Origin of the sequence: Blastococcus sp. CT_GayMR16 (assembly GCF_004570875.1) — a bacterium.
In the GTDB taxonomy this organism is placed as follows: Bacteria; Actinomycetota; Actinomycetes; order Mycobacteriales; family Geodermatophilaceae; genus Blastococcus_B.
Genome location: NZ_SPQK01000012.1, coordinates 65168 through 84615, shown reverse-complemented (window position 1 = coordinate 84615; position 19448 = coordinate 65168). Strand labels below are relative to the sequence as shown.

At 66.4% G+C, this 19448-nt stretch carries 10 protein-coding genes; 5 read left to right on the top strand and 5 right to left on the bottom strand.

Annotated elements, in window-relative coordinates:
- The first annotated feature begins 30 nt into the window (after positions 1-30).
- The 4 genes from E4P38_RS13995 to E4P38_RS13975 all read left to right on the top strand — a co-directional run bounded on the left by E4P38_RS13995 (position 31) and on the right by E4P38_RS13975 (position 10606).
- Complete coding sequence (locus E4P38_RS13995) at positions 31-3306, top strand: TM0106 family RecB-like putative nuclease (RefSeq protein ID WP_135132421.1); 3276 nt, start codon at positions 31-33, stop codon at positions 3304-3306.
- A gap of 179 nt (positions 3307-3485) precedes the next feature.
- Positions 3486-4925 carry an ATP-binding protein gene (locus E4P38_RS13990; protein ID WP_135132420.1) on the top strand — a complete coding sequence of 480 codons (1440 nt, stop codon included), beginning with the start codon at positions 3486-3488 and terminating at the stop codon, positions 4923-4925.
- Positions 4909-7587 (top strand): Z1 domain-containing protein, encoded by a 2679-nt coding sequence (locus E4P38_RS13985; protein WP_135132419.1) that lies wholly within the window; start codon positions 4909-4911, stop codon positions 7585-7587. Before E4P38_RS13990 ends, E4P38_RS13985 begins: the two co-directional genes overlap by 17 nt.
- Positions 7588-8725: 1138 nt before the next feature.
- Positions 8726-10606, top strand: a complete 1881-nt coding sequence (locus tag E4P38_RS13975; RefSeq protein ID WP_135132418.1) for a DNA cytosine methyltransferase — start codon at positions 8726-8728, stop codon at positions 10604-10606.
- A 1755-nt stretch (positions 10607-12361) separates the two neighbouring features.
- On the opposite strand, the gene E4P38_RS13965 is transcribed toward E4P38_RS13975, so the two are convergent.
- The 5 genes from E4P38_RS13965 to E4P38_RS13945 form a co-directional block, all read right to left on the bottom strand.
- Positions 12362-12997 carry a hypothetical protein gene (locus tag E4P38_RS13965; RefSeq protein WP_135132416.1) on the bottom strand — a complete coding sequence of 212 codons (636 nt, stop codon included), beginning with the start codon at positions 12995-12997 and terminating at the stop codon, positions 12362-12364.
- Positions 12998-13206: 209 nt separating this feature from the next.
- Entirely contained in the window at positions 13207-14427 is a 1221-nt protein-coding gene (locus E4P38_RS13960) for an ADP-ribosylglycohydrolase family protein (protein ID WP_245161019.1), read from the bottom strand.
- Positions 14427-14960, bottom strand: a complete 534-nt coding sequence (locus E4P38_RS13955) for an HAD domain-containing protein (RefSeq protein ID WP_135132415.1) — start codon at positions 14958-14960, stop codon at positions 14427-14429. The genes E4P38_RS13960 and E4P38_RS13955 overlap by 1 nt, the downstream gene beginning before the upstream one ends.
- A 16-nt stretch (positions 14961-14976) precedes the next feature.
- On the bottom strand, positions 14977-16191 hold the full coding sequence (locus E4P38_RS13950) for a threonine synthase (protein ID WP_135132414.1): 1215 nt from the start codon (positions 16189-16191) through the stop codon (positions 14977-14979).
- A 43-nt stretch (positions 16192-16234) separates the two neighbouring features.
- Entirely contained in the window at positions 16235-17137 is a 903-nt protein-coding gene (locus E4P38_RS13945) for an SMP-30/gluconolactonase/LRE family protein (protein ID WP_135132413.1), read from the bottom strand.
- 113 nt (positions 17138-17250) lie between these two features.
- Here E4P38_RS13945 and E4P38_RS13940 point away from each other — a divergent pair, with 113 nt between their 5' ends.
- A complete protein-coding gene (locus E4P38_RS13940) occupies positions 17251-19401 on the top strand; it encodes a TerD family protein (RefSeq protein WP_135132412.1) in 2151 nt (716 codons plus the stop codon).
- The last annotated feature ends 47 nt before the right edge of the window (positions 19402-19448 follow it).

Sequence of the window (19448 nt, the reverse complement as noted above, 5' to 3'; positions counted from 1 at the left end):
GCGAGACCGCGGACGACGGAGGCACGGGCGATGCAGCAACTCGACGGGCGGCTGGTGCTCAGCCCGACCGACCTGACCGCCCATCAGGAGTGCCGGCACCTGACGTGGCTCGACCTCGGAGTGGCCACGGGGGAGTGGGCGGCGCCGGACGTCGAGACGACGGAGGAGCTGCAGTTCGTCTTCGACCGGGGCATGGCGCACGAGGAGAAGTACCTGGCGTCGTTGAAGGTGTCCGGCAAGTCGGTGACGGAGATCGAGACCGTCTTCGACGCTCCTGGACGCCGTCAGGCTGAGGCCGAGACGGTCGAGGCCATGCGCCGCGGCGTCGACGTCGTCTACCAGGGGACGTTCTTCGACGGCGCCTGGGGCGGGCAGTCCGACTTCCTGCTGAAGGTGCCTGGCCGCTCCGCCTTCGGGGACTGGTCGTACGAGATCGCCGACACCAAACTGGCACGGAAGCTGAAGGTCGCCGCGCTGCTGCAGATGGCCACCTACGCCGAACGGCTGACGGTGCTGCAGGGGGTGGCCCCCGAGTTCATCCACGTCGTCACCGGGGACGGCGTCTCGCGGCCGTGGCGGCTGATCGACGTCGCTCCCTACGCCCGCCGGGCGCGGGCCCGGCTGGAGGCGTTCGTCGATGCGCCGCCGGAGACCGGTCCCTCGCCGATCGGCTACTGCGAGCAGTGCCGCTGGGCCGAGCGCTGCAACACCGAGCTGCGGCAGGCGGACGACCTCGGACTGGTTGCCTTCATGCGCGGCGACCACCGGGACGCGCTGCGGGCGGCCGGCATCGCGACCCTGTACGACCTGGCGACGGCGTCGCCTGAGCTTCTGCAGTCGTCGGGCATCGGTGCCGACGCGCGCACTCGGTTACAGCAGCAGGCGGCGGAGCAGCTCCGCGAGCGGACCACGGGGCAGCCGTCGCGCACGCTGCTCGACCCGCAGCCGGGCCTCGGACTGCTGCGCCTGCCGCCGCCGAGCCCGGGCGACCTCTATCTCGACTTCGAGGGCGACCCCTGGTTCGAGGACGGCGCGGGCATCGAGTACCTCGCCGGCCTCGGGGATCGGGCAGGCGCGTTCACGCCGCTGTGGGCGCACGACCGGGCCGCCGAGCAGCAGATGGTCGCCGACCTGGTCGACCGGATCGTCTCCGCCGCGCAGGCCGACCCGTCGATGCACGTCTACCACTACGCGCCCTACGAGGTGACCGCGCTCAAGAACCTGACCGGCGGCTACGGCGTCCGCGAGGCGGAGCTGGACCAGTTGCTGCGCGAGGAGCGGTTCGTCGACCTCTATCCCGTCGTCCGGCAGTCGATGCGGATCAGCAAGGAGTCGTACTCGATCAAGAAGGTCGAGGCGTTCTATGGCCGGTCGCACGAGGGTGCGGTGGCCAGTGGGCTCGGCAGCGTGCTGATGTACGAGCAGTGGCTCGACGACCGAGACCAGCAGAAGCTCGACGACATCGAGTCCTACAACAAGGACGACGTTGACTCGACCCGCGAGCTGCACGAGTGGCTGGAACAGCAGCGCGCCGAACTCGAGGCTCTGCACGGGCCTCAGCAACGTCCTGCGTTGGAGTCGGACACGGCCGTTGGACCGATCAGCGACGTCGAGGCCGCGGAGCTGGAGCTGGCCGGGCGGCTGCACGACGCCGGTCACCAGCTGCTCGGCGACCTCGTCGGCTGGCACCGCCGCGAGGATCGCCCGGCCTGGTGGGACGTCTTCCGGTTGAAGACGCTGGACCAGGAGGCGCTCATCGCGGACGGCGCCGCTCTCGGCGGGCTGTCAGAGCCGGTCGACCGCGGCGCGGAGAAGAAGAGCCGCCTGTACGAGTACACGTTCCCGGTGCAGGACACGAAGCTGTCGATCGGCGACGACGCCCTGGACGTCGACTCGTCGAAGAAGGTCGGCACGGTCTTCGAGCTGGACCCGGTGGCCGGCCGACTGGTGCTCAAGACGACGGCTGCCGCGCCGCGACCGCGCGGTCTGGGACCGGGCGGTCCGCTGAACACGAAGAGCCTGCGCGAGGCGATCCAGGCGACCGGGGAGGACGTGTTGGCCGGCCGCGACTGCCTCGGGCAGGCGCTCGTCCAGCGGCGCGTTCCCATGGGAACGCAGCTGCGTGAGGGGGAGTCGACGACCGACGCGATCGTGCGGCTCGGGCTCGCTCTGGACGGCGAAGTGCTGGCGATCCAGGGCCCGCCGGGGAGCGGCAAGACGACCGCCGCCGCGGAACTGATCCGGAAGCTGCTGGACGCCGGCAAGAAGGTCGGCGTCACGGCGACCTCGCATGCGGTCATCGGCAACGTGCTGAAGGCGGTCGGGCGGCCCGCGTTGCAGAAGTGCGACGAGAGCCAGCACTGCGGTTCGGCAGGCGTGGCCTGGTCGAGCGACAACGGGGTGGTCGCGCGGAAGCTTCTGGTCGGCGACGTGAACCTGGTCGGCGGGACGGCGTGGTTCTGGACGCGCGCGGACGTGGCGCAGGCGGTTGATGTGCTGGTGGTCGACGAGGCCGGGCAGTTCTCGCTGGCCAACGCGGTGGCGGTGGCGCGGGGTGCGCGGTCGATGGTGCTGCTGGGCGACCCACAGCAGTTGGCCCAGCCGAGTCAGGCGGTGCACCCGGGCGAGTCCGGCGCCTCGGCGCTCGAGCACCTGCTCGACGGACACGCCACCATCCCGCCCGAGCGCGGCGTTTTCCTCGACCGCTCGTACCGGATGCACCCGGCCCTGACCGCGTTCGTGTCCGACTTGGCCTACGAGGGCCGGCTCGAGGCGGCCCCGGGTCGCGAGCGGGTTGCCGTGCTGGGGGAGGGCCCGTTGTCGGGGAGCGGGCTGCGGGTGCACCCGGTTCGGCACGTGCTGACGGCGGCGGACAAGAGCCAGCAGGAGGCGGACGTCGTCGCGCGCCTGTGGCAGTCGGTGCAGGGGGCGACGTGGCGGAACCATGAGGGTGTCGAGTCCCGGATCGGCCCAGAGCAGGTGCTCGTCGTGGCGCCGTACAACGCCCAGGTCGCGCTGATCAAGGCGGCGCTGCCCGACGGCGCGCGGGTCGGCACCGTGGACAAGTTCCAGGGCCAAGAGGCGCCAGTGGTCATCTACTCGATGACCAGTACCAGCGCCGACGACGCGCCCCGCGGCGTCTCGTTCCTCTACGACCTCGACCGACTGAACGTGGCGGTGTCGCGGGCACAGGCGCTGGCCGTCGCGGTACTGAGCCCGGTCCTGCTTGATGCACCCGTGCGCACGCCCCAGCAACTGCGGGGTGTGAACGCGCTCTGTTGGTTGGTGGAGTCAGCGGCGCTGTGACATGAATCCGCCGGCTGCGCGAACGTTAGGCCCGTGTGGTGCTCGGCAGTCCGGCACGCAAGTCCAGGCCCGACGCCGCCGACCCGCCGGGAGACGCCGGGATCCTGGATTGTCGGACGTCGGACCTAGTCTGGCGGGAGCCCAGCTTGACGGACCTGTACTGAAACTCGGGAGACTCATTGGCGGCCACGGCCTCACCAAGACGGCTGCGCGTCGAGCCGGTCGTCCCGTCGGCGTCTCGAACGATCGAGTCCCTGCGCGACGTCGGGTACGAGCTCACTCAAGCGGTCGCCGACCTTGTCGACAACAGCATCGCTGCCGCCGCCACGACTGTCGCCGTCGACCTACGGTTCGACAGTGAAGGATCCTGGATACGTATCGCAGATAACGGCACTGGAATGGACGCGGGCACGCTCACCGAGTCATTGCGTTACGGATCCGAGCGCGCCTATTCCGAAGACGACCTCGGCAAGTTCGGCTTCGGACTCAAATCGGCGTCTACATCGCAGTGTCGCCGCGTTACCGTAGCGTCCCGCAGGGGACTGCAGCGAGCTCGGATAGAGGCACGCTGTCTAGACCTTGACCACATCGCGCGCACCAACAGGTGGGAAGCCATCGTGGTCGAGCCTTCCGACCGTCCTGCCCACCTTACTGAGCCGTTGAAGGCAGCTCCCGGCACCGTCGTGTTGTGGGAAAACCTCGACCGGGTTCTCGACTACAAAGACCCGTACGGCACGTGGGCGCACAGGCGAATGCTCAGTGCCGCGCAGGAAGTCGAAGAACACCTCGGCATGGTATTCCATCGGTTCCTAGCGGGCGAGGCACCGGGGCGCCGACTGAAGCTTAGGGTAAATGGCCAGGATGTCGCGCCCTGGGATCCGTTCTGTCGGGACGAGAAGGCTACTGATGCGCACCCGGAAACCAACATCACGCTCGCGACTGTTGGGGGAACCGGGATTGTTCGGATCCGTCCCTACGTTCTTCCTGAGCGGCAGGAATTCTCTAGTACCAACGCTTGGCAGCGGGCATCCGGGCCTCTCAAGTGGAACCGGCAGCAAGGGTTTTACGTTTATCGCGCGAACCGGCTTGTCCAGTGGGGGGGTTGGAGCCGAATCCGAACTGTCGATGAGCATACGAAACTTGCTCGAGTTGCACTTGACTTTGCGCCCAACCTCGACCATGCGTTCGGAATCAACATCTCAAAGGCGAGCGTGAGGCTTCCTGGGGAACTCCGCGATGCGCTGGAGCCGATCATCAGCCGGGTGGCAGCGGCTGCGAACCGTCGCTACCGGACGACTCGACAGAGGACCGGCGCAACGCCGCCACGGCCGAGCCCTACCGCATCGGCGGGCCCTTCGAGCGACTCGACACCGCGCGCACCCGAGACGCATAGCGACTCAGGCACCCCCCCTCGTTCGTCCGCGGGGGCTACACCCACAAAACCGCCGGGTGGGGATGGCTTTGACTCGCCTCAACCTAAGGGCCCGGCTGCGCTTGCGGATCTGCGCCCCGCCCTCGAGGCGGCAGCCGCCCATGCCGGGCGCGCAGACGCCCTGACCGACATCGTGCGCGCACTGCGCGAGAAGAATCCGGAGATTGCACATGAACTCGGCTGGTGATGACGTCGAGGATTTCGTCGTGCTGCTGCGTGTGCTCATGAGCACACGCGGACTGTCCGACGAAGGGGCGCTCGCCGAGGCGGGGCACCTCATCCCCGCTGAGATGCACGACCGCGTCCTTCAGCGCTACCGCGAGCAGACTTCTACGACGATTGAGGTCCTCAGGCCAACGGAGTTCTCCAGTACCGGCGGCCCTCAGCCGTGGTACCAAGACTGGAACTCGGCCGAGGGCTACTACTGGCTCCGGCAGCGGCGATTTCTCGCTCATGACCTGCGTCGAATGGATTTCGAGATCGACAGTCTCGACATCGCCAGCGATAGGGTGCTCGCCCACTTGGGCGATCCCGGCGCGGCCGACCCATTCGACATTCGCGGACTCGTGGTTGGGCATGTCCAAAGTGGAAAGACGGCCAATTTCAGCGCCCTTATCGCGAAGGCGGCCGATGCGGGATACAGGATTGTCATAGTCTTGTCCGGCCTACACAACTCGCTTCGCATGCAGACCCAGAGACGCCTTCAGCGAGACCTAGGGCATGAAGACACGATAGGTGTGGGGCTGCCGACGCCGGGCAATCGTTGGGTGTGGATGACGAACGGCGAGCCGTGGGGTGATTTCGACGCCGCGGCCGTGAATGGAGCTCTCCTGCAGGGGAATGACCACGTTATCCTTGTCCTGAAAAAGAATAAATCCAGATTGGATCGGCTCCTTGCTTGGATGCGCGGCCGAGTCCCTGACCACGTTCCGGTACTGATAATCGATGATGAGGCGGACCAGGCGTCAGTCAACACAGGCGGTAACAGGGCCGTGGCGGAATTAACGGATCTCGATCCGGACGATTACGATGGGGACGCCCCAGCCGCCGACGAGCTTGATCCAAGCGCAATTAACCTGCGTATTCGCCAGTTGCTGAACCTTTTCGCCCGCAGCAGCTACGTTGCCTACACTGCAACACCTTTCGCCAATGTTCTAATCGACCCCTCGGCGTCGGATGCCGATGGCGGAGACGACCTATTCCCGCGTGACTTCATCATCAGTCTTCCGTCTCCCCCGGGGGGGAACTACGTTGGCGCTGAAAGACTATTCGGCCGCGACCGACTCGCCGGCGAAGGGGAGATCACTGTTGAGGCACTAGATGTCATAGAGATTGTTCCCGATCATGAAATCGACTATGTGGTCCCCCCTCGCGGCGAGCGGGACACGTTCATCCCTGCGGTACCGCCCTCCCTGAGGCAGGCCTTGGTTGACTATTTGCTCGGTGCGGCCGGCTGGCTGCACCGAGCAGGGCGGGACGAGCCGTGCACCATGCTCGTGCACACGGACATGCGGCGTGCCGTTCAAAATCCGCTGGCAGAGGACATCCGCAATGAGCTGGCAGTGATCCGCCAGCAGTGGCGCTACGAGCGAGAGGTCTCACGGCCCGCCTTTGTCGACAGGTGGAACAGAGAATTCCGTCCTGTAACCGTGAGCTTGGACGTAGGCCTGGACGTAGCGTTTGAGTCCATTGAGCCATATCTCGATGACCTACTTCGGGACGGCATACCGGTTCGGGTGCTTAACTCTGACCACCTCGACACTGCCGATTTTGATGCCGAGCCGACCCTTAAGGCCGTCCTCGTTGGGGGAAATAAGCTTAGCCGGGGGGTGACAATCGAAGGACTCATTACGTCCTTCTATGTTCGGGAAACCCTATATTATGACACGCTCATGCAGATGGGTCGTTGGTTCGGCTATCGCGGCCGCTACGTTGACCTCACTCGCCTCTACAGCACGCAGCTTCTCGTTTCTTGCTTTCACGACCTCGCGACTGCCGAGCAAGAACTTCGAAATCAGATCGCCCTTTATGAGACGCAACGCCTAACTCCGCGCGAGTTCGTCCCGAAGGTTCGAATGCATCCGACGATGCTGGTGACTGCACCGAATAAGATGCGTGCCGCGGAAGAGCTCAGTCTGGACTACTCCGGACAGCGCGTGCAGACTGTTCGTATCATCGATGATCGGACAACTATCAGTCAGTCGTTGAAGGTGACCAGAGAATTCCTGAACTCTCTTGGGAGTCCGCAGACGGATAGCGGCAGGCCGTTCTGGACCGATATCCCAGCCCAGCAGGTCTTGCGGTTCCTAGGCGACTTCCCCGTGTTCAGGCAACCGAGTATCGATCCTCAGAGTGTGCTCGACTACATTCAGCTCCAGGTACGCAACCGGGAGCTCACCCGTTGGCGAGTCCTCTTGTCAGCCGCGCAGGCCGAAAATCCTGAGCTGGGGAGCGATGACCTCGGGGTCGTCGGCCGGCCAGAGATTGCGCTCAAGGCGCGTACGAGGTTGGCTAAGGACCCAACTAGTCTCGGTGTCGTCACCGAACCCGAGGACGACCTCTTCGGGCTGGAAGCGTCCGCGATTGCCGCGGCGCGGGCCGCCGTCGGAGACGGAAATGCCGACACGCTCGCCGCAGCGTTGCGAATGCAACGCGACGCCCGCGAGGGGTACCTCGTTCTGTACCCCATCAGTGCCCAATCGCAGCCCAGGTCAGGCAGTTCGACTCGTATCCCGTTGTACGTCGATTCCGTGGGCGCCCCGACGGTTATCGCATATCAAATTCAGTTTCCCGCAAGTTCAAGTGATGCCACCGTCGAATACGTCTCAGCCCCCCAAGGCCGACGTTGACGCCCGAAGAGCTCGTCCGAATCTGGAGGGAGTTGCCCTCTCCACGCGAGGAGGCCTTGCTCGAGGCGCGCGAGATGGGTGTCGGCCTTTGGGCGGCCGTTGATGCGCAGCGCCGGGTCCATCTGCTCATCCAGGTGCCGCCCGGCAGTGAAGCGCCGCCTCAGACCACCCACGGCCTATCGATGACGGTCACAGTCAACCGCATACCCGAGCGAGTTGACGCCAGTTATCTCGACCTTACGTGCTTGTCGGAGGCAGGCGTTTCGACTTTCGCTGCGGTCGCGGCCGAACTGTGTAGCACGCTTGGCCCAATATCACCCCCGGCAAGGCTCGATGCGGTTGCGGACGCCCTTGTTAGATGGCGCTGGTTCTGGGGAATGGACTCCTCCGCACTCAGTCCGGAGGACGCTGTCGGACTATTTGGTGAGCTCTGGTTCCTTTTGCGATGGATTGATGTAAACGCAGAGACAGTCGCAGGGTGGACCGGTGCGGATCCGTCAACGCATGACTTCCAGTGGCCTGCCTATTCGGTGGAAGTGAAGGCGTCGGCGGTTGGTTCGGTGGGAAATGTCAGCCACACGATAAACGGGCTACTGCAACTCGATGAGCCCAGTGTCGGCACACTCTACCTCTTTAGCCTCCATCTTCAGCGAGATGACCTAGCCGCGAACACGTTGCCGGTGCTGGTGGACCGAATCCGAGCATTGTTGCGGCTTGACCCTGCCACGTTACACGTATTCCTCTCTGCGATTGCTGATCGTGGCTATAGTCCAGCACACGCTCATCACCACGAGCGGCGATACCGAGTTCTGGCGGAGGAGCTGTATCGCGTAGATGGGGATTTCCCCCGGCTTACTGCCAGCTCATTTCCTGATGGGTTGCCGGCGGGCGTGAGCAACATTCGATATTCGCTCGCCATGTCCGCGTGCAGCTACTGGCTGACGGCGACGCGCCCCGAGGACGCGTCTTGGCGCGGGCACGTCCAAGGGTCATGACATGGCGAACGTGAGCGACACACCTAGATCCTGTCTTCGACCATGTTTGCACTCTGGGTCTTTTCATGTTGTCCTGGTCGTAAGCGCTTCCGACGGGCCGTTCCCGTGGTCGTGGACCGAACCGAGATAGAGAGCATGCCGCAATGAGTCATTACGGAGTACGCATCGAGCGAAGCAGCCCGCTCGATCTCCCCCCGCATCCACAACACGCTACGGAAGCCACCTTTGTGGACTGGGCCAAGTCAAGAGTCTTAGCCGGGCAGCGGCTAGCTGTCGACCTATTCTCGGGCGCGGGAGGTTTGAGCCTGGGACTCGAGGACGCAGGATGGACGGTCGCCGCCGCCGTCGACCACGATAGACGAGCGCTCGAGACACATCGGCACAACATGCCTGGTCTCGCGCTGGACCTAGACCTCGGTGACCCGGCCGCGCGCCACAAACTCGTTGCGATGCTTGAGGAAGTCCCAATCGACCTGGTTGCTGGTGGTCCCCCATGTCAGCCTTTCAGTCGCGCGGGGCGAAGCAAAATCCGCAGCCTTGTTGAGGCCGGCACGCGCGACGAGCACGATCATCGCAAGGAATTGTGGGCCGCATTCCTAGATGTGGCCATGCGCCTTCGGCCCCGTGCCATCCTGATGGAGAACGTGCCCGATATGGCTCTCGGGGACGACCTTCTGGTGGTTCGTACTATCGTTGACCGCTTGGAGCACGAGGGGTACAACACAGAAGTCCGGTTGGTCGATGCCTGGCGATACGGAGTGCCGCAGCATCGGAAGCGCCTGATTGTCCTCGCGCGTAATGACGGCATAGGCTTCAAGTGGCCGAAGGAAACTGTCCGGCAGGTGACGCTTGAGCAGGCAATCGCTGACCTACCGCCCCTCAAGGACACGACGGGTGCACGAGAACTGTCGTACCAGGCTCCGGTCGGTCTGTCGTCACTTGCTCGCCGCCTTCGGTCCGGTGCGCCGCGGACAGTCGTCCACGATCACATGACTAGGGCAGTGCGACCGGACGACCGGCAGGTCTTCGAACTGATGGATGCGACGACGCTCTACTCGGCCATCCCTGAAAGGCTGCGCCGGTACAAGTCCGAGACCTTCGACGACAAATACAAGCGGCTAGCCTGGGACCAGCTCAGCCGTTCAATCACTGCGCACATCGCCAAGGACGGGTACTGGTACATCCACCCTCAAGAGCACCGGACGCTCACGGTTCGCGAGGCGGCTCGGATTCAGACGTTTCCCGATAGGTTCCGCTTCTCAGGAACTCGCAGCGATGCTTTTCGACAGATTGGGAACGCCGTCCCGCCGTTGTTGGGCATGGCTGCCGCCTGTGCCCTTCGCCCGCCCGGTCCAGGTCGAGCCTGTTTAGGCCACCCGGGGGTCGAGCAGAGCACCATTGGAGCAGCTCTCGCGAGATGGGCGGATGACTTACGATCGGGCGACGACTGGTTCATGTTCCCGGGGCCTGAGATGACACCCGCGGCAGCAGTCATGGCGGTCGTTTTGGCGACGGCCCGAACGCCGCTCCAAGACCTGCGCCGTGCGATGAAGGTGGTCAGGGGCGTCGACCGCCTAGGGGCTGAGGCGCTCGAGAAAGTAGGGTTATGCCTTCCGCGCCCCGCCAGTCAGAAGGCGCTCTTTCGCCTGTCTTCCGTATGCGAAGAGGGCGTCGACTGGGATGCAGCTTCGAAAGTGGCCTCGGCGGTTGCGTTCGGAGCCGCTGAAGCTCGCCTTTTCCGTGTTCTCACGAACCAAGACGTGCTACTTATAACGGCTGCGGTGATCCGTGTTGCTGCCCGAGTTGCTGGGACAACTTCGGATCGGCAGAACTCACTCACCGATGGTCGGGTCGATCTAGCGCGCCTCGTCGGCATTGGTGCGGAGGCGCCTTTGCGCATGGCTGCCGTACGGCAGCTCGCGCAGTCTGTCTGCACGTCCAGCGCGCCGGACTGTCAAGGATGCCCGCTGCTAAGGAATTGCTCATTCGGACAGCAGGCTACGTCGTGCCCAACCGGCGTCTGAGGGATCCAGGGTCGTGTGATCGTTCGAAGTACGACGCAGGTCCCATCGTTTCGCCCTTCAATACGTCTGGCCGGCGGGTTTGCCCTAGGTCGCAACCTGCCTGGACTGTGCGCACCGGCGCAAGGACGGGCACGCTCAACCCGACTATGCCGCGTCGATCATTGGCGGCATGCTCTGCAATCCGGCGACCTCGGTCCTTTTCGCAACCCTAATCGGAATCACGCACTAACCTCTCAATTCGAATGGCGATATCCATGACGTCGCGACGGATGTCGCACTCCCAAGCTCTAAAGACCCTCCATCCCGCCGACCGCAAATCTTGCGCGTTTCGGAGGTCCCGGTCGCGGTTCGTTTGTATTTTGCGCGACCACACCTCGGCGTTCGGGCCCGTTCTTGGTGTCCTGCCGTGAACAGGGCAACCGTGCCAAAAGCATCCATCGACGAAGACTGCGACGCGATGTGCGGGAAAGACGAAGTCCGGCGTGCAGCGAGGAATCACCTGCCGATGGAGGCGGAATCTTAGACCTAGTGAATGCACCGCCTTGCGGAGGCGCACTTCGGGCTCGGTGTCTGTGGACTTTCTGGCCGCAAGATGACTGCCCTTCGCCGTGGGCACGAACCGATCCGTCATAGACTGTAGGATAGTCGCCTCATTTATGGCGCGACGGCCCGCAGGGCCTAGCTAGCCAGGATAGAAGGATGTCAGTTGCCGAAGAAGCCTTCGGCGGGCCTCAGCCTCAACCAAAGGCAGGCCCCGCGTATACCTGGTTGTGACGACCTTCTCGTCCAGTGGTAATCCCTCCTCGAGGAGCATCAAGGCCCTAATCACCGTTCGTAGTCGCTTCTCTCGCGTGCGGTAGAAGCCTGCCGTGGGGATGAACCAGTTCAATGATGCTGCTTCGACTGGACGCACAGTGATCGCGGGCTCGGGCAAGAGATCCCAACTGCGCTCGGCGTGGCCGCGTACGGCCTGATTGACTGGGGCATGTCGGTAAACTTGCACGGCCATAGCTTGGAGGGCCTGCTGGATCAGGCTGCCTTCCCGGTCCGTCAACTTCGCAATCTGGCGGGGAAGCCAGACGATATTGGGCACGAAAGAGTTGAGCTCTGGTAGTCGGCTCGCCAAAGGGCCAGGCAGTCTTGTTTGTCGCCAGATGTGGGCGGCGACGAACTCGCTGCCCATGCGAACATTGGCCAAGCGAGAGTCGCGACTCCCGCGTATCGTCAACGCCCGTGGGAGTGCCTTGACCAACGAGTTGTCATCACGAAGAAACCCCGCAGCATCCGGACTCGACCATGAGTCGGGCATGCCCATACGCTTGTTTCCGCGGCAGCTCGGGTCCCGGACGACCCAGGGAAGGAGAATGGGCCAGGCGGCATAGAGGTCAACGGGAAGCCATATGGCCATACTGCCCAGTAGTTGTTGCGTCAGTCCAGACTCGAGTGCGTCCTCGTTCTCGAAAGCTTCTTGAAAAAATCTGTATAACAGATCGTCGCCATGAATGATTCGTGATTGTGAGGGCACGGCAACATCATGCCATGGCCTGTCGAGTTTCTTGGCGTGATGGAGGCGTGGTGCGGGGGCCGACGGTTTCGTTCGGTCGTCTGGGTGGGCGCGATTGGGACGGCGGAATGGCTTCGCGCGGTGAGGCGCCACATCCCCCGCACGCGTACCCGGGAGGAGGACGCGCTTGTAGCTCGAGGCCGAGTGGATGGAATCTGTCGGCTAAGACAAGTTGGGGGTCAGGACGGGCGTTACCGCCGGTCCCACGAGGGATAGAGGAGCGCAGTATTCCTCTCTTCGTCTGTGGCAAAACCACTGTCGTCCAGCGATCTGGGGCGTCGAGGCTCGCTGCTCGCCGAGAAGTATTCGTGGCCGGCGGTCATCGATCTGGCGAGCTCCAAGAGTGGTTCATGGGTGTCCGCGCTGACCACCACTCGCCCGTCACCGAAACCCAGTCGACACCCGCGAGCTTGGCTCACAAGACCATCCAGAATATGGAGCCGCTGGAGGTCGGCGATGAATGCGACTAGGGGTCGGCCCGCCAGATGGCCTGGCAAACCGTTGCAGCTCGTGATGGGGCAGCAGCCCCCAGCGGATAGGGCGAGAACGAGGCCTTTAACGCCAAGGTCTAGGAATCCAAAGGACTCAGGCTCCCACTCGGCTTCTTCCTCTTTCTCGATACGAGTCGCTTCGGCCTTTGCGAAGTTCCCTTTAGCCGAGTTGATCCGATCCTGTTCTGCGGAAAGCTCTCTGGCTGCCTCTTCCCAGCCTATCCCGAGCAAAGGCATGTACTCATGATTATCCCACGTGGCGGAAGTCCAGGCCTCATATACGGTCAGTTGAGTGATCTGTGCGTGTGCGGCTTTTGTGTAGAACACGGAGTTCACCACATCCGATCTCTCGCAAGGGCTTCGCCAACTGCGCTGAAGTACGAGCCCATGGCGACAAGCCCCACTAGGCCGGCGCGTCAGAGCATCTCGCGTCCGGCTTGGGGCCTGCAACTTCCGACGCGCACTTTTGGCGGGACCGGTGCTGCTGTGAGTGGGTCGCCGGCATGGCGGCGGCACAACGGTGCATGGGAATGATCACTTAGCCTCTACCCCCACCGTGGGGCGGGTGTCTCGATGCCCGAATGGAGCCGTCCAAGCGTTGTTGTGAAGCTGTGGTTCCACACTCCGAGGTGCGGCCATCTCTCAGGGACCTGGGCCGTCGCCTCCTCGACCGACATGCCCTCGGTTCGTATCAGCCACGCCCGCAGGACGAGGCCGGTGCGCGAGGCGCCGGCGTGGCAGTGGACCAGCACCTTGTGGCCCTCAGCCCTCAGCGCGGCTACGTCGTCTAGGACGTCGGCGCGCACGGCGTCGACGTCGTGGTTGTAGTCGTTGTCCGCGATGTAGGCCATCCGGTGCACCTCGTGCGGGAACGGGTCGCCCAGCCGGCACAGCGAGATAACCGCGAAGTCCTCTTCGCTGTGCCTCGCCCCGTCGAGATTGCCGGCCCAGATGCCCGGCAGCACCTCTCGTGGACCGATCCGCGGAATTGCCCCGGGCGAGTAGTGCACCAGCGGCTTCCCCTCCAGTGCCGCCGCCAGCTCCTGCAATTCCGCCAGACCCCATCGCCGGTCGCCGAACCCGCGCACCCGCCCGTGCACCGCCGACGACCAGCGCATAGGGATCCCGCCCATCCCGAAGACCGCACCCGCGAGCCCGCCGGCGACGGCCGCCACCGTGTTGGTCTCGTCGCCGACGTCGATCGCCAACTGCATCACCTCGGCGAAGTTGCGTCCCTTCCGCAGTGCCCACAGGGCCCGTTCGAGTGTCCTGTGCACAGCTACGTCGGTCTCTGATGACGCCAGGGGGTCGTCGCCGTCCAGCGCCGCCCGCATCAGCTCGTGGAAGGTCGCGGCTGCCTCCCCGGCCGCTGGATCGGCGTTCGTCAGCGCCGAGATCCGTCGCGCGGCGTCCATGGTCGTCTCGGAGCCGAACCGGGAGAACCAGATCGCGGCGCTCGTCGTCGGTCCGACCGAAAGGTCGCCGCCCCACGTGCAGAGGCGATCGGCGAGGTCGGCCTCGTCCAGACCTCCGCGCTCGAGCAGCGACTCGGCGAACACCAAGGCCTGCTGTGTGCTGGCGGTGAACTCACCCGGCTCCAGCGATTCGCTGCCGCACATCTCCGTCTTCGAGCCCCGGGCCGGCACCGGGAAGCGGGCCGAGAACTGGCCCGGCGGACCGGACTCGAATGGCGTGCCCAAGGCGTCACCGACGGCCGAGCCGACGAGCGCGCCGGCGACCCGGTGCGACCGGTGCATGGACGGCATCAGCGCGCCTCGGACGAATCGGCGAGCCAGGCCTCCACCCGGTCCAGCTCCGCGTGCGTGAGTCCGACGAAGAAGTCCGGCGCCACGACCAGCACGTGGGCATTCGCGGCGAGCCACTCGCTGGTGTCCGCGGCCTGCTCGGCGAGGTCGTCATCGATCCACACGATCCGCCGGCCGGGTTCAGCCTCGGCGAGCGCACGGGCGGCGGCGAGCTTCCACCACCCCGAGATGCCGCGGCGCTCGCCTTCGAAGCCGGTGGGGAGGACGTCCTCCCGTCCGTGCGTCCGCAGCCCGCGCGGAAGCCCCATGGGTTCGGCCAACAGCTTGTCGGCGTTCTCGGTCCAGGTGGTGAGCCACTGGAGCTCCACCCGGCCGGATTCGTGCAGTGCGCGCAGTCGCGCCGTGACGGTCGGGTCCCACGACAGCACGAAGCCGTTGTAGGTCCCTCGCTGCCAGCCCTCCGGCAGGTCGAGGCACACGGCGTTGAGCACTCCGTCGACGTCCAGCAGCAGGACCGGTGGGGGAGCTGGCACGCCGTCGTCTACCCCGTCAGCCGCGATCCGGAATCACCCCGTCGCGCGCCAGCGTCGGAACGTCGACCGGCACGGTGTCCGGGTAGAGCAGGCCGGTGCCGGTGTTCAGCACGACGACGTCCTCGCTGCCGTCCAGCCAGCCCGACTCCCGCAGCTGCGCGACCGCGGCGAAGCAGGCCGCCCCCTCCGGGCACACCCAGGTGCCCTCGTCACGGGCGAGCTGCCACTGCGCGGCAAGCAGCGCTTCGTCGGTCACCGCGATCGCCGTGCCGCCGGTCGATCGCACGGCGTCGAGCACGAGGAAGTCGCCGAGTGCCTTGGGCACGGTGATGCCGAACGCGACGGTGTGCGGGTGCGCCGGCGCCGTGCTCTCGTCCAGCCCCGCGTCGAACGCGTCGACGATCGGCGCGCAGCCGGCGGCCTGGACGGCGACCAGACGGGGCAGGTCTCCGGTGATCCACCCCAGCTCGCGCAGCTCCAACAGCGCCTTGTAGATGGCGATGATCCCGACCCCGCCGCCGGTCGGGTACAGGATCACGTCGGGGCAGCGCCAGCCCAGCTGCTCCGCGATCTCGAAACCCATCGTCTTCTTGCCCTCGATGCGGTACGGCTCGCGCAGGGTCGAGGTGTCCTGGTAGCCAGAGCGCTGAGCGACGGCCTGTTTGATCAGCGCGCCCGCGTCGCCGATGAGCCCGTCGACCAGGTAGAGCTCGGCGCCGGTCACCACGCACTCCCGGCGGGTGATCTCCGGCGCGTCCACCGGCATCGCGATCAGCGCGTCGAGCCCCGCCCGCGCGGCGTAGGCGGCCCAGGCCGCACCGGCGTTGCCGTTCGTGGGCATCGCGATGCCCTTCACGCCCAGCTCGGCGGCCCGGGAGACACCGACCGCCGCACCGCGCGCCTTGAACGCGCCCGTCGGCACCAGGCCCTCGTCCTTCATCCGCAGCCCCGGGACGCCGAGCCGGGCGCCGTGCCGCGGCAGATCGAGCAGCGGCGTCATGCCCTCCCCGAGCGAGACGACCCGCGCCGGATCCCGCACCGGCAGCAGCTCGTGATACCGCCACAGCGTCGGCGGCCGGGAGGCGATCTCGTCGCGGGTGACCGTCACCTGGTCGAGGTCGTACCGGGCCAGCAACGGAGCGCCCAGCGTCGACGTGCCCTGGACGACGTCGCCGTCGTGCCGCGAGCCGTCCCGGGAGCACTCAAGATGGGACAGCGCGGAGAAGGTCACCGGCCCAGTCGAACCGAGCGACCGTGAGCCGTCAAACCGGCCGTCAGGGCAGGCCGGCGTGGGGGACGGCGACCTCCGTCGACACCAGCACGGCCTCACGCACCGGTGCCCGCGTGTGCTCGTAGAAGTCCGGCGCGCAGCACATCAGCAGCGTGCGGCCGTCGTCCCCGCCGAGCGCGCAGGCGAACACGCCCATCCCGTCCGGCGCCGCGATCGCGTCGACGATCTCACCGCCCGGCGCCACCCGCAGCGCCCGCGAGCCGAACCCGTCGGCGACCCAGATGTGCCCCTCGGCGTCCAGAGTGCAGCCGTCGGGCGCGACCACGATCTGCGTCATCAGCTCCTCGACGGAGTTGCCCACCGGCTCCGGCCCCATCGCCGCCCAGACCCGCCGGTTGGTGAGCGAGCCGTCCGCGGCGATGTCGAAGGCCGTGAACCGGTTGCCCCACGTCTCGCCGACGATCAGCGTCCCGCCGTCCGGAGTGATGACCGAGCCGTTCGGAAAGAGCAGATCGGAGGCCACCACCGTGACCGTGCCATCAGGGTCGACCCGCTTCACCGAGGCCGACGCCGGCGAGCCGCCGCCCATGAGGTCGAACCCGAAATCGCCGACGAAGGCGCGGCCGGACGTGTCGACCACCATGTCGTTGAGATGCCCACCGCAGACGTCGGACAGGTCGGCGTGGGTGGAGACGGACCCGTCGGAGGCGACCCGCAGCAGCCGCTGGTCCTTCATCGACACCACGAGCAGCGACCCGTCGGGCAGCCAACCCAGCCCGGACGGCTGGTTCTCCACCTCCAGCACGATGTCCTCGCCGCCGTCCGGAAGCACCCGGCTGACGGTGTGCCGGTAGAAGTCCGACACCCACCAGCTGCCCTCGTGCCAGCGCGGGCCCTCGAAGTAGCTGCCGCCTTCCAGCACCGTCGTGAACGCTCGATCCGCCATGGCCGGACCGTACGGCTCCGCGGCGCGGGACGCAGGGCGTCTCCTGGGGCGAGCGGGGCGAGCGGCCCGGCGGGGTACCGGACCAAAGGGTTCCGCGTGCTTACCATCCGCTGATGGTCGGCGCAGAGCTCAGCAAGGGTCAGAACGCACCGCTTCCGTCGGAAGTCCTTCGGCTTCGCGTGGTGGTGACGTGGGACCAGGCCGACGAGGACGTCGACGTCGACGCCTCGGCGCTCTTGCTGGACGACGCCGGCCGGGTTCGCTCCGACGAGGACTTCGTCTTCTACAACCAGCCCGTCTCCTCCGACGGGTCGGTGCAGTACCTCGGACGCGGCAGCACCGAGACCGGCAGCCAGGAGAGCCTGGCGCTGGACCTCGAGAGTCTCCCGCAGGACATCACTTCGGTGGCCGTCACGGCGAGCGTGGGTGCCGGGACTTTCGGCGCTCTCGAGGGCCTTCGCCTGCTCGTCCTCGACCCTGCCGGAACGCCACTGGCCAGCTACGCCGTCGCCGGCGCGGCTGAGGAGACGGCGCTGCTCTTCGGCGAGATCTACCGGCGCGGGGACGGCTGGAAGGTGCGCGCCGTCGGCCAGGGCTGGTCGTCCGGCCTGGCCGGGCTGGCGCAGGACTTCGGCGTCACCGTGGCCGACGACGCGTCCCAGACTCCGGAAGCCCCGGTCGAGCCGGTCACCGAGGCACCCGAGGTACTCGAGGTGCTGAGCGAGGCCGAGAGCAACGAGCTGGTCGACGTCGTCGAGCTCGAGTCCGACAGCCCCGATGAGGCCCTCGCCGTCGTCATCGACCTGCCCGCGCCGAAGCTGACCCTGGTCGAGCAACCCGCCGAAGCAGCCGTCCCGGCCTCGGCCGCGGGGCGCCCCTCCGCCAAGGGCGTGCGCACGCGCAAGCAGTCGGCGGTCAAGGCCACCGCACCGGCCCTCCGCCTCGCGGTCGACGAGTCGTGGACCGCCGCCCGGCTGTTCTCGATCGTCGGCGTCGGCAACGCCGAGGAGCAGGAGCGGCGCGCGACGTCCGCTCTGCTGGCCACGATGATGGCCGTCCGCCCACTCGGCCGCGGCATCACCGCCCGGCTGGGAGCGCCCGCCGGCACGCTGGAGACCTACCTGGAGGTGCCGTTTCCGCGCGGCGAGGGCGTCGTCATCCCGGACGGCGTCATCCGCATCGCTCGCGGCTCGCGGGTGTGGACCGGCCTTCTGGAGACCAAGACCGGCAGCGGCCAGCTCCGCCGTGACCAGGTGGAGAACTACCTGGACGTCGCCCGGCAGCAGGGCTTCGACGCCGTCATCACCTTGTCCAACGAGATCGCCCCCGCGGCCGGTGAGCACCCGGTGGAGGTCGACCGGCGCAAGCTCGCCAAGGTCGCGCTCTTCCACCTGTCGTGGGCCGAGGTGCTGCACGAGGCGCAGATGGTCCTCGCGCACCGCGGCGTCGACGACCAGCTTCAGGCCTGGCTGCTGCACGAGTTCGTGCGCTACCTGCAGCACCCGCGCTCCGGCGCGGCGGGCTTCGACGACATGGGCGGCTCGTGGGTGCCGGTGCGGGAGGCGGTCGCCGCCGGCACGCTGCGCGCCGGTGATCGCAAGGTGCCGGCCGTGGTGGACGCCTGGATCCGCCTGGTCCGGCAGCTGAGCCTGCGTCTCACCGCCGAACTCGGCGTCAATGTCGCCCATGTGCTGCCGCGCAAGCTCGCCACCGACCCGGTCACCCGGACGCGCGTCGGGGTCGAGGCGCTCGTCGAGACGGGGTGCTTGTCCGCGACGCTCAAGGTCCCCGGTGCCGCCGGGCCGGTCACCGCGATCGCCGACCTGCGCACCGGTCAGGTGCGGGTGAGCACCAAGGTTCCCGCCCCGGAGGAAGGCACCGCCCAGCGCCGGATCACCTGGCTGCTGCGACAGCTCAAGGAGGCGCCGGACGACCTGCTCATCGACGTCGCCTTCGCCAACGCCGAGTCGACGTGCGAGCTGCTGCGCGACGTCCGGGACAAGCCGGCGGCGCTGATCGCCTCGAGCAAGGCGGAGGTGGCTTCCTTCACGCTCACCCGCAGCCTGCCGCTCGGGACGAAGCGGTCCGGGGTGCGCGGGGCGTTCATCCCCAGCGTGGTGCACGCGGTCGAGGGCTTCTACACCGATGTCCTCCAGCCGCTGCGGCCGTGGGTGGCTCGCGCGCCCCAGATGCCCGAGGGCGCCGCGATGGCTCAGCCCGAGGTTCTGGAGAGCGTTCCCGCCGAGGCCGACGCCGTCGGCTGATCCCGGCCCCGTGGTGGGTTCCGGTGCGTGGCAGGGGGGAGACTGCC

Bases quoted from the DNA above. Each gene is read 5' to 3' on its own strand.
- E4P38_RS13985 (WP_135132419.1), top strand. From the start codon at position 4,909: ATGAACTCGGCTGGTGATGACGTCGAGGATTTCGTCGTGCTGCTGCGT.
- E4P38_RS13995 (WP_135132421.1), top strand. From the start codon at position 31: ATGCAGCAACTCGACGGGCGGCTGGTGCTCAGCCCGACCGACCTGACC.
- E4P38_RS13960 (WP_245161019.1), bottom strand. From the start codon at position 14,427: ATGCCGTCCATGCACCGGTCGCACCGGGTCGCCGGCGCGCTCGTCGGC.
- E4P38_RS13940 (WP_135132412.1), top strand. From the start codon at position 17,251: ATGGTCGGCGCAGAGCTCAGCAAGGGTCAGAACGCACCGCTTCCGTCG.
- E4P38_RS13945 (WP_135132413.1), bottom strand. From the start codon at position 17,137: ATGGCGGATCGAGCGTTCACGACGGTGCTGGAAGGCGGCAGCTACTTC.
- E4P38_RS13975 (WP_135132418.1), top strand. From the start codon at position 8,726: ATGAGTCATTACGGAGTACGCATCGAGCGAAGCAGCCCGCTCGATCTC.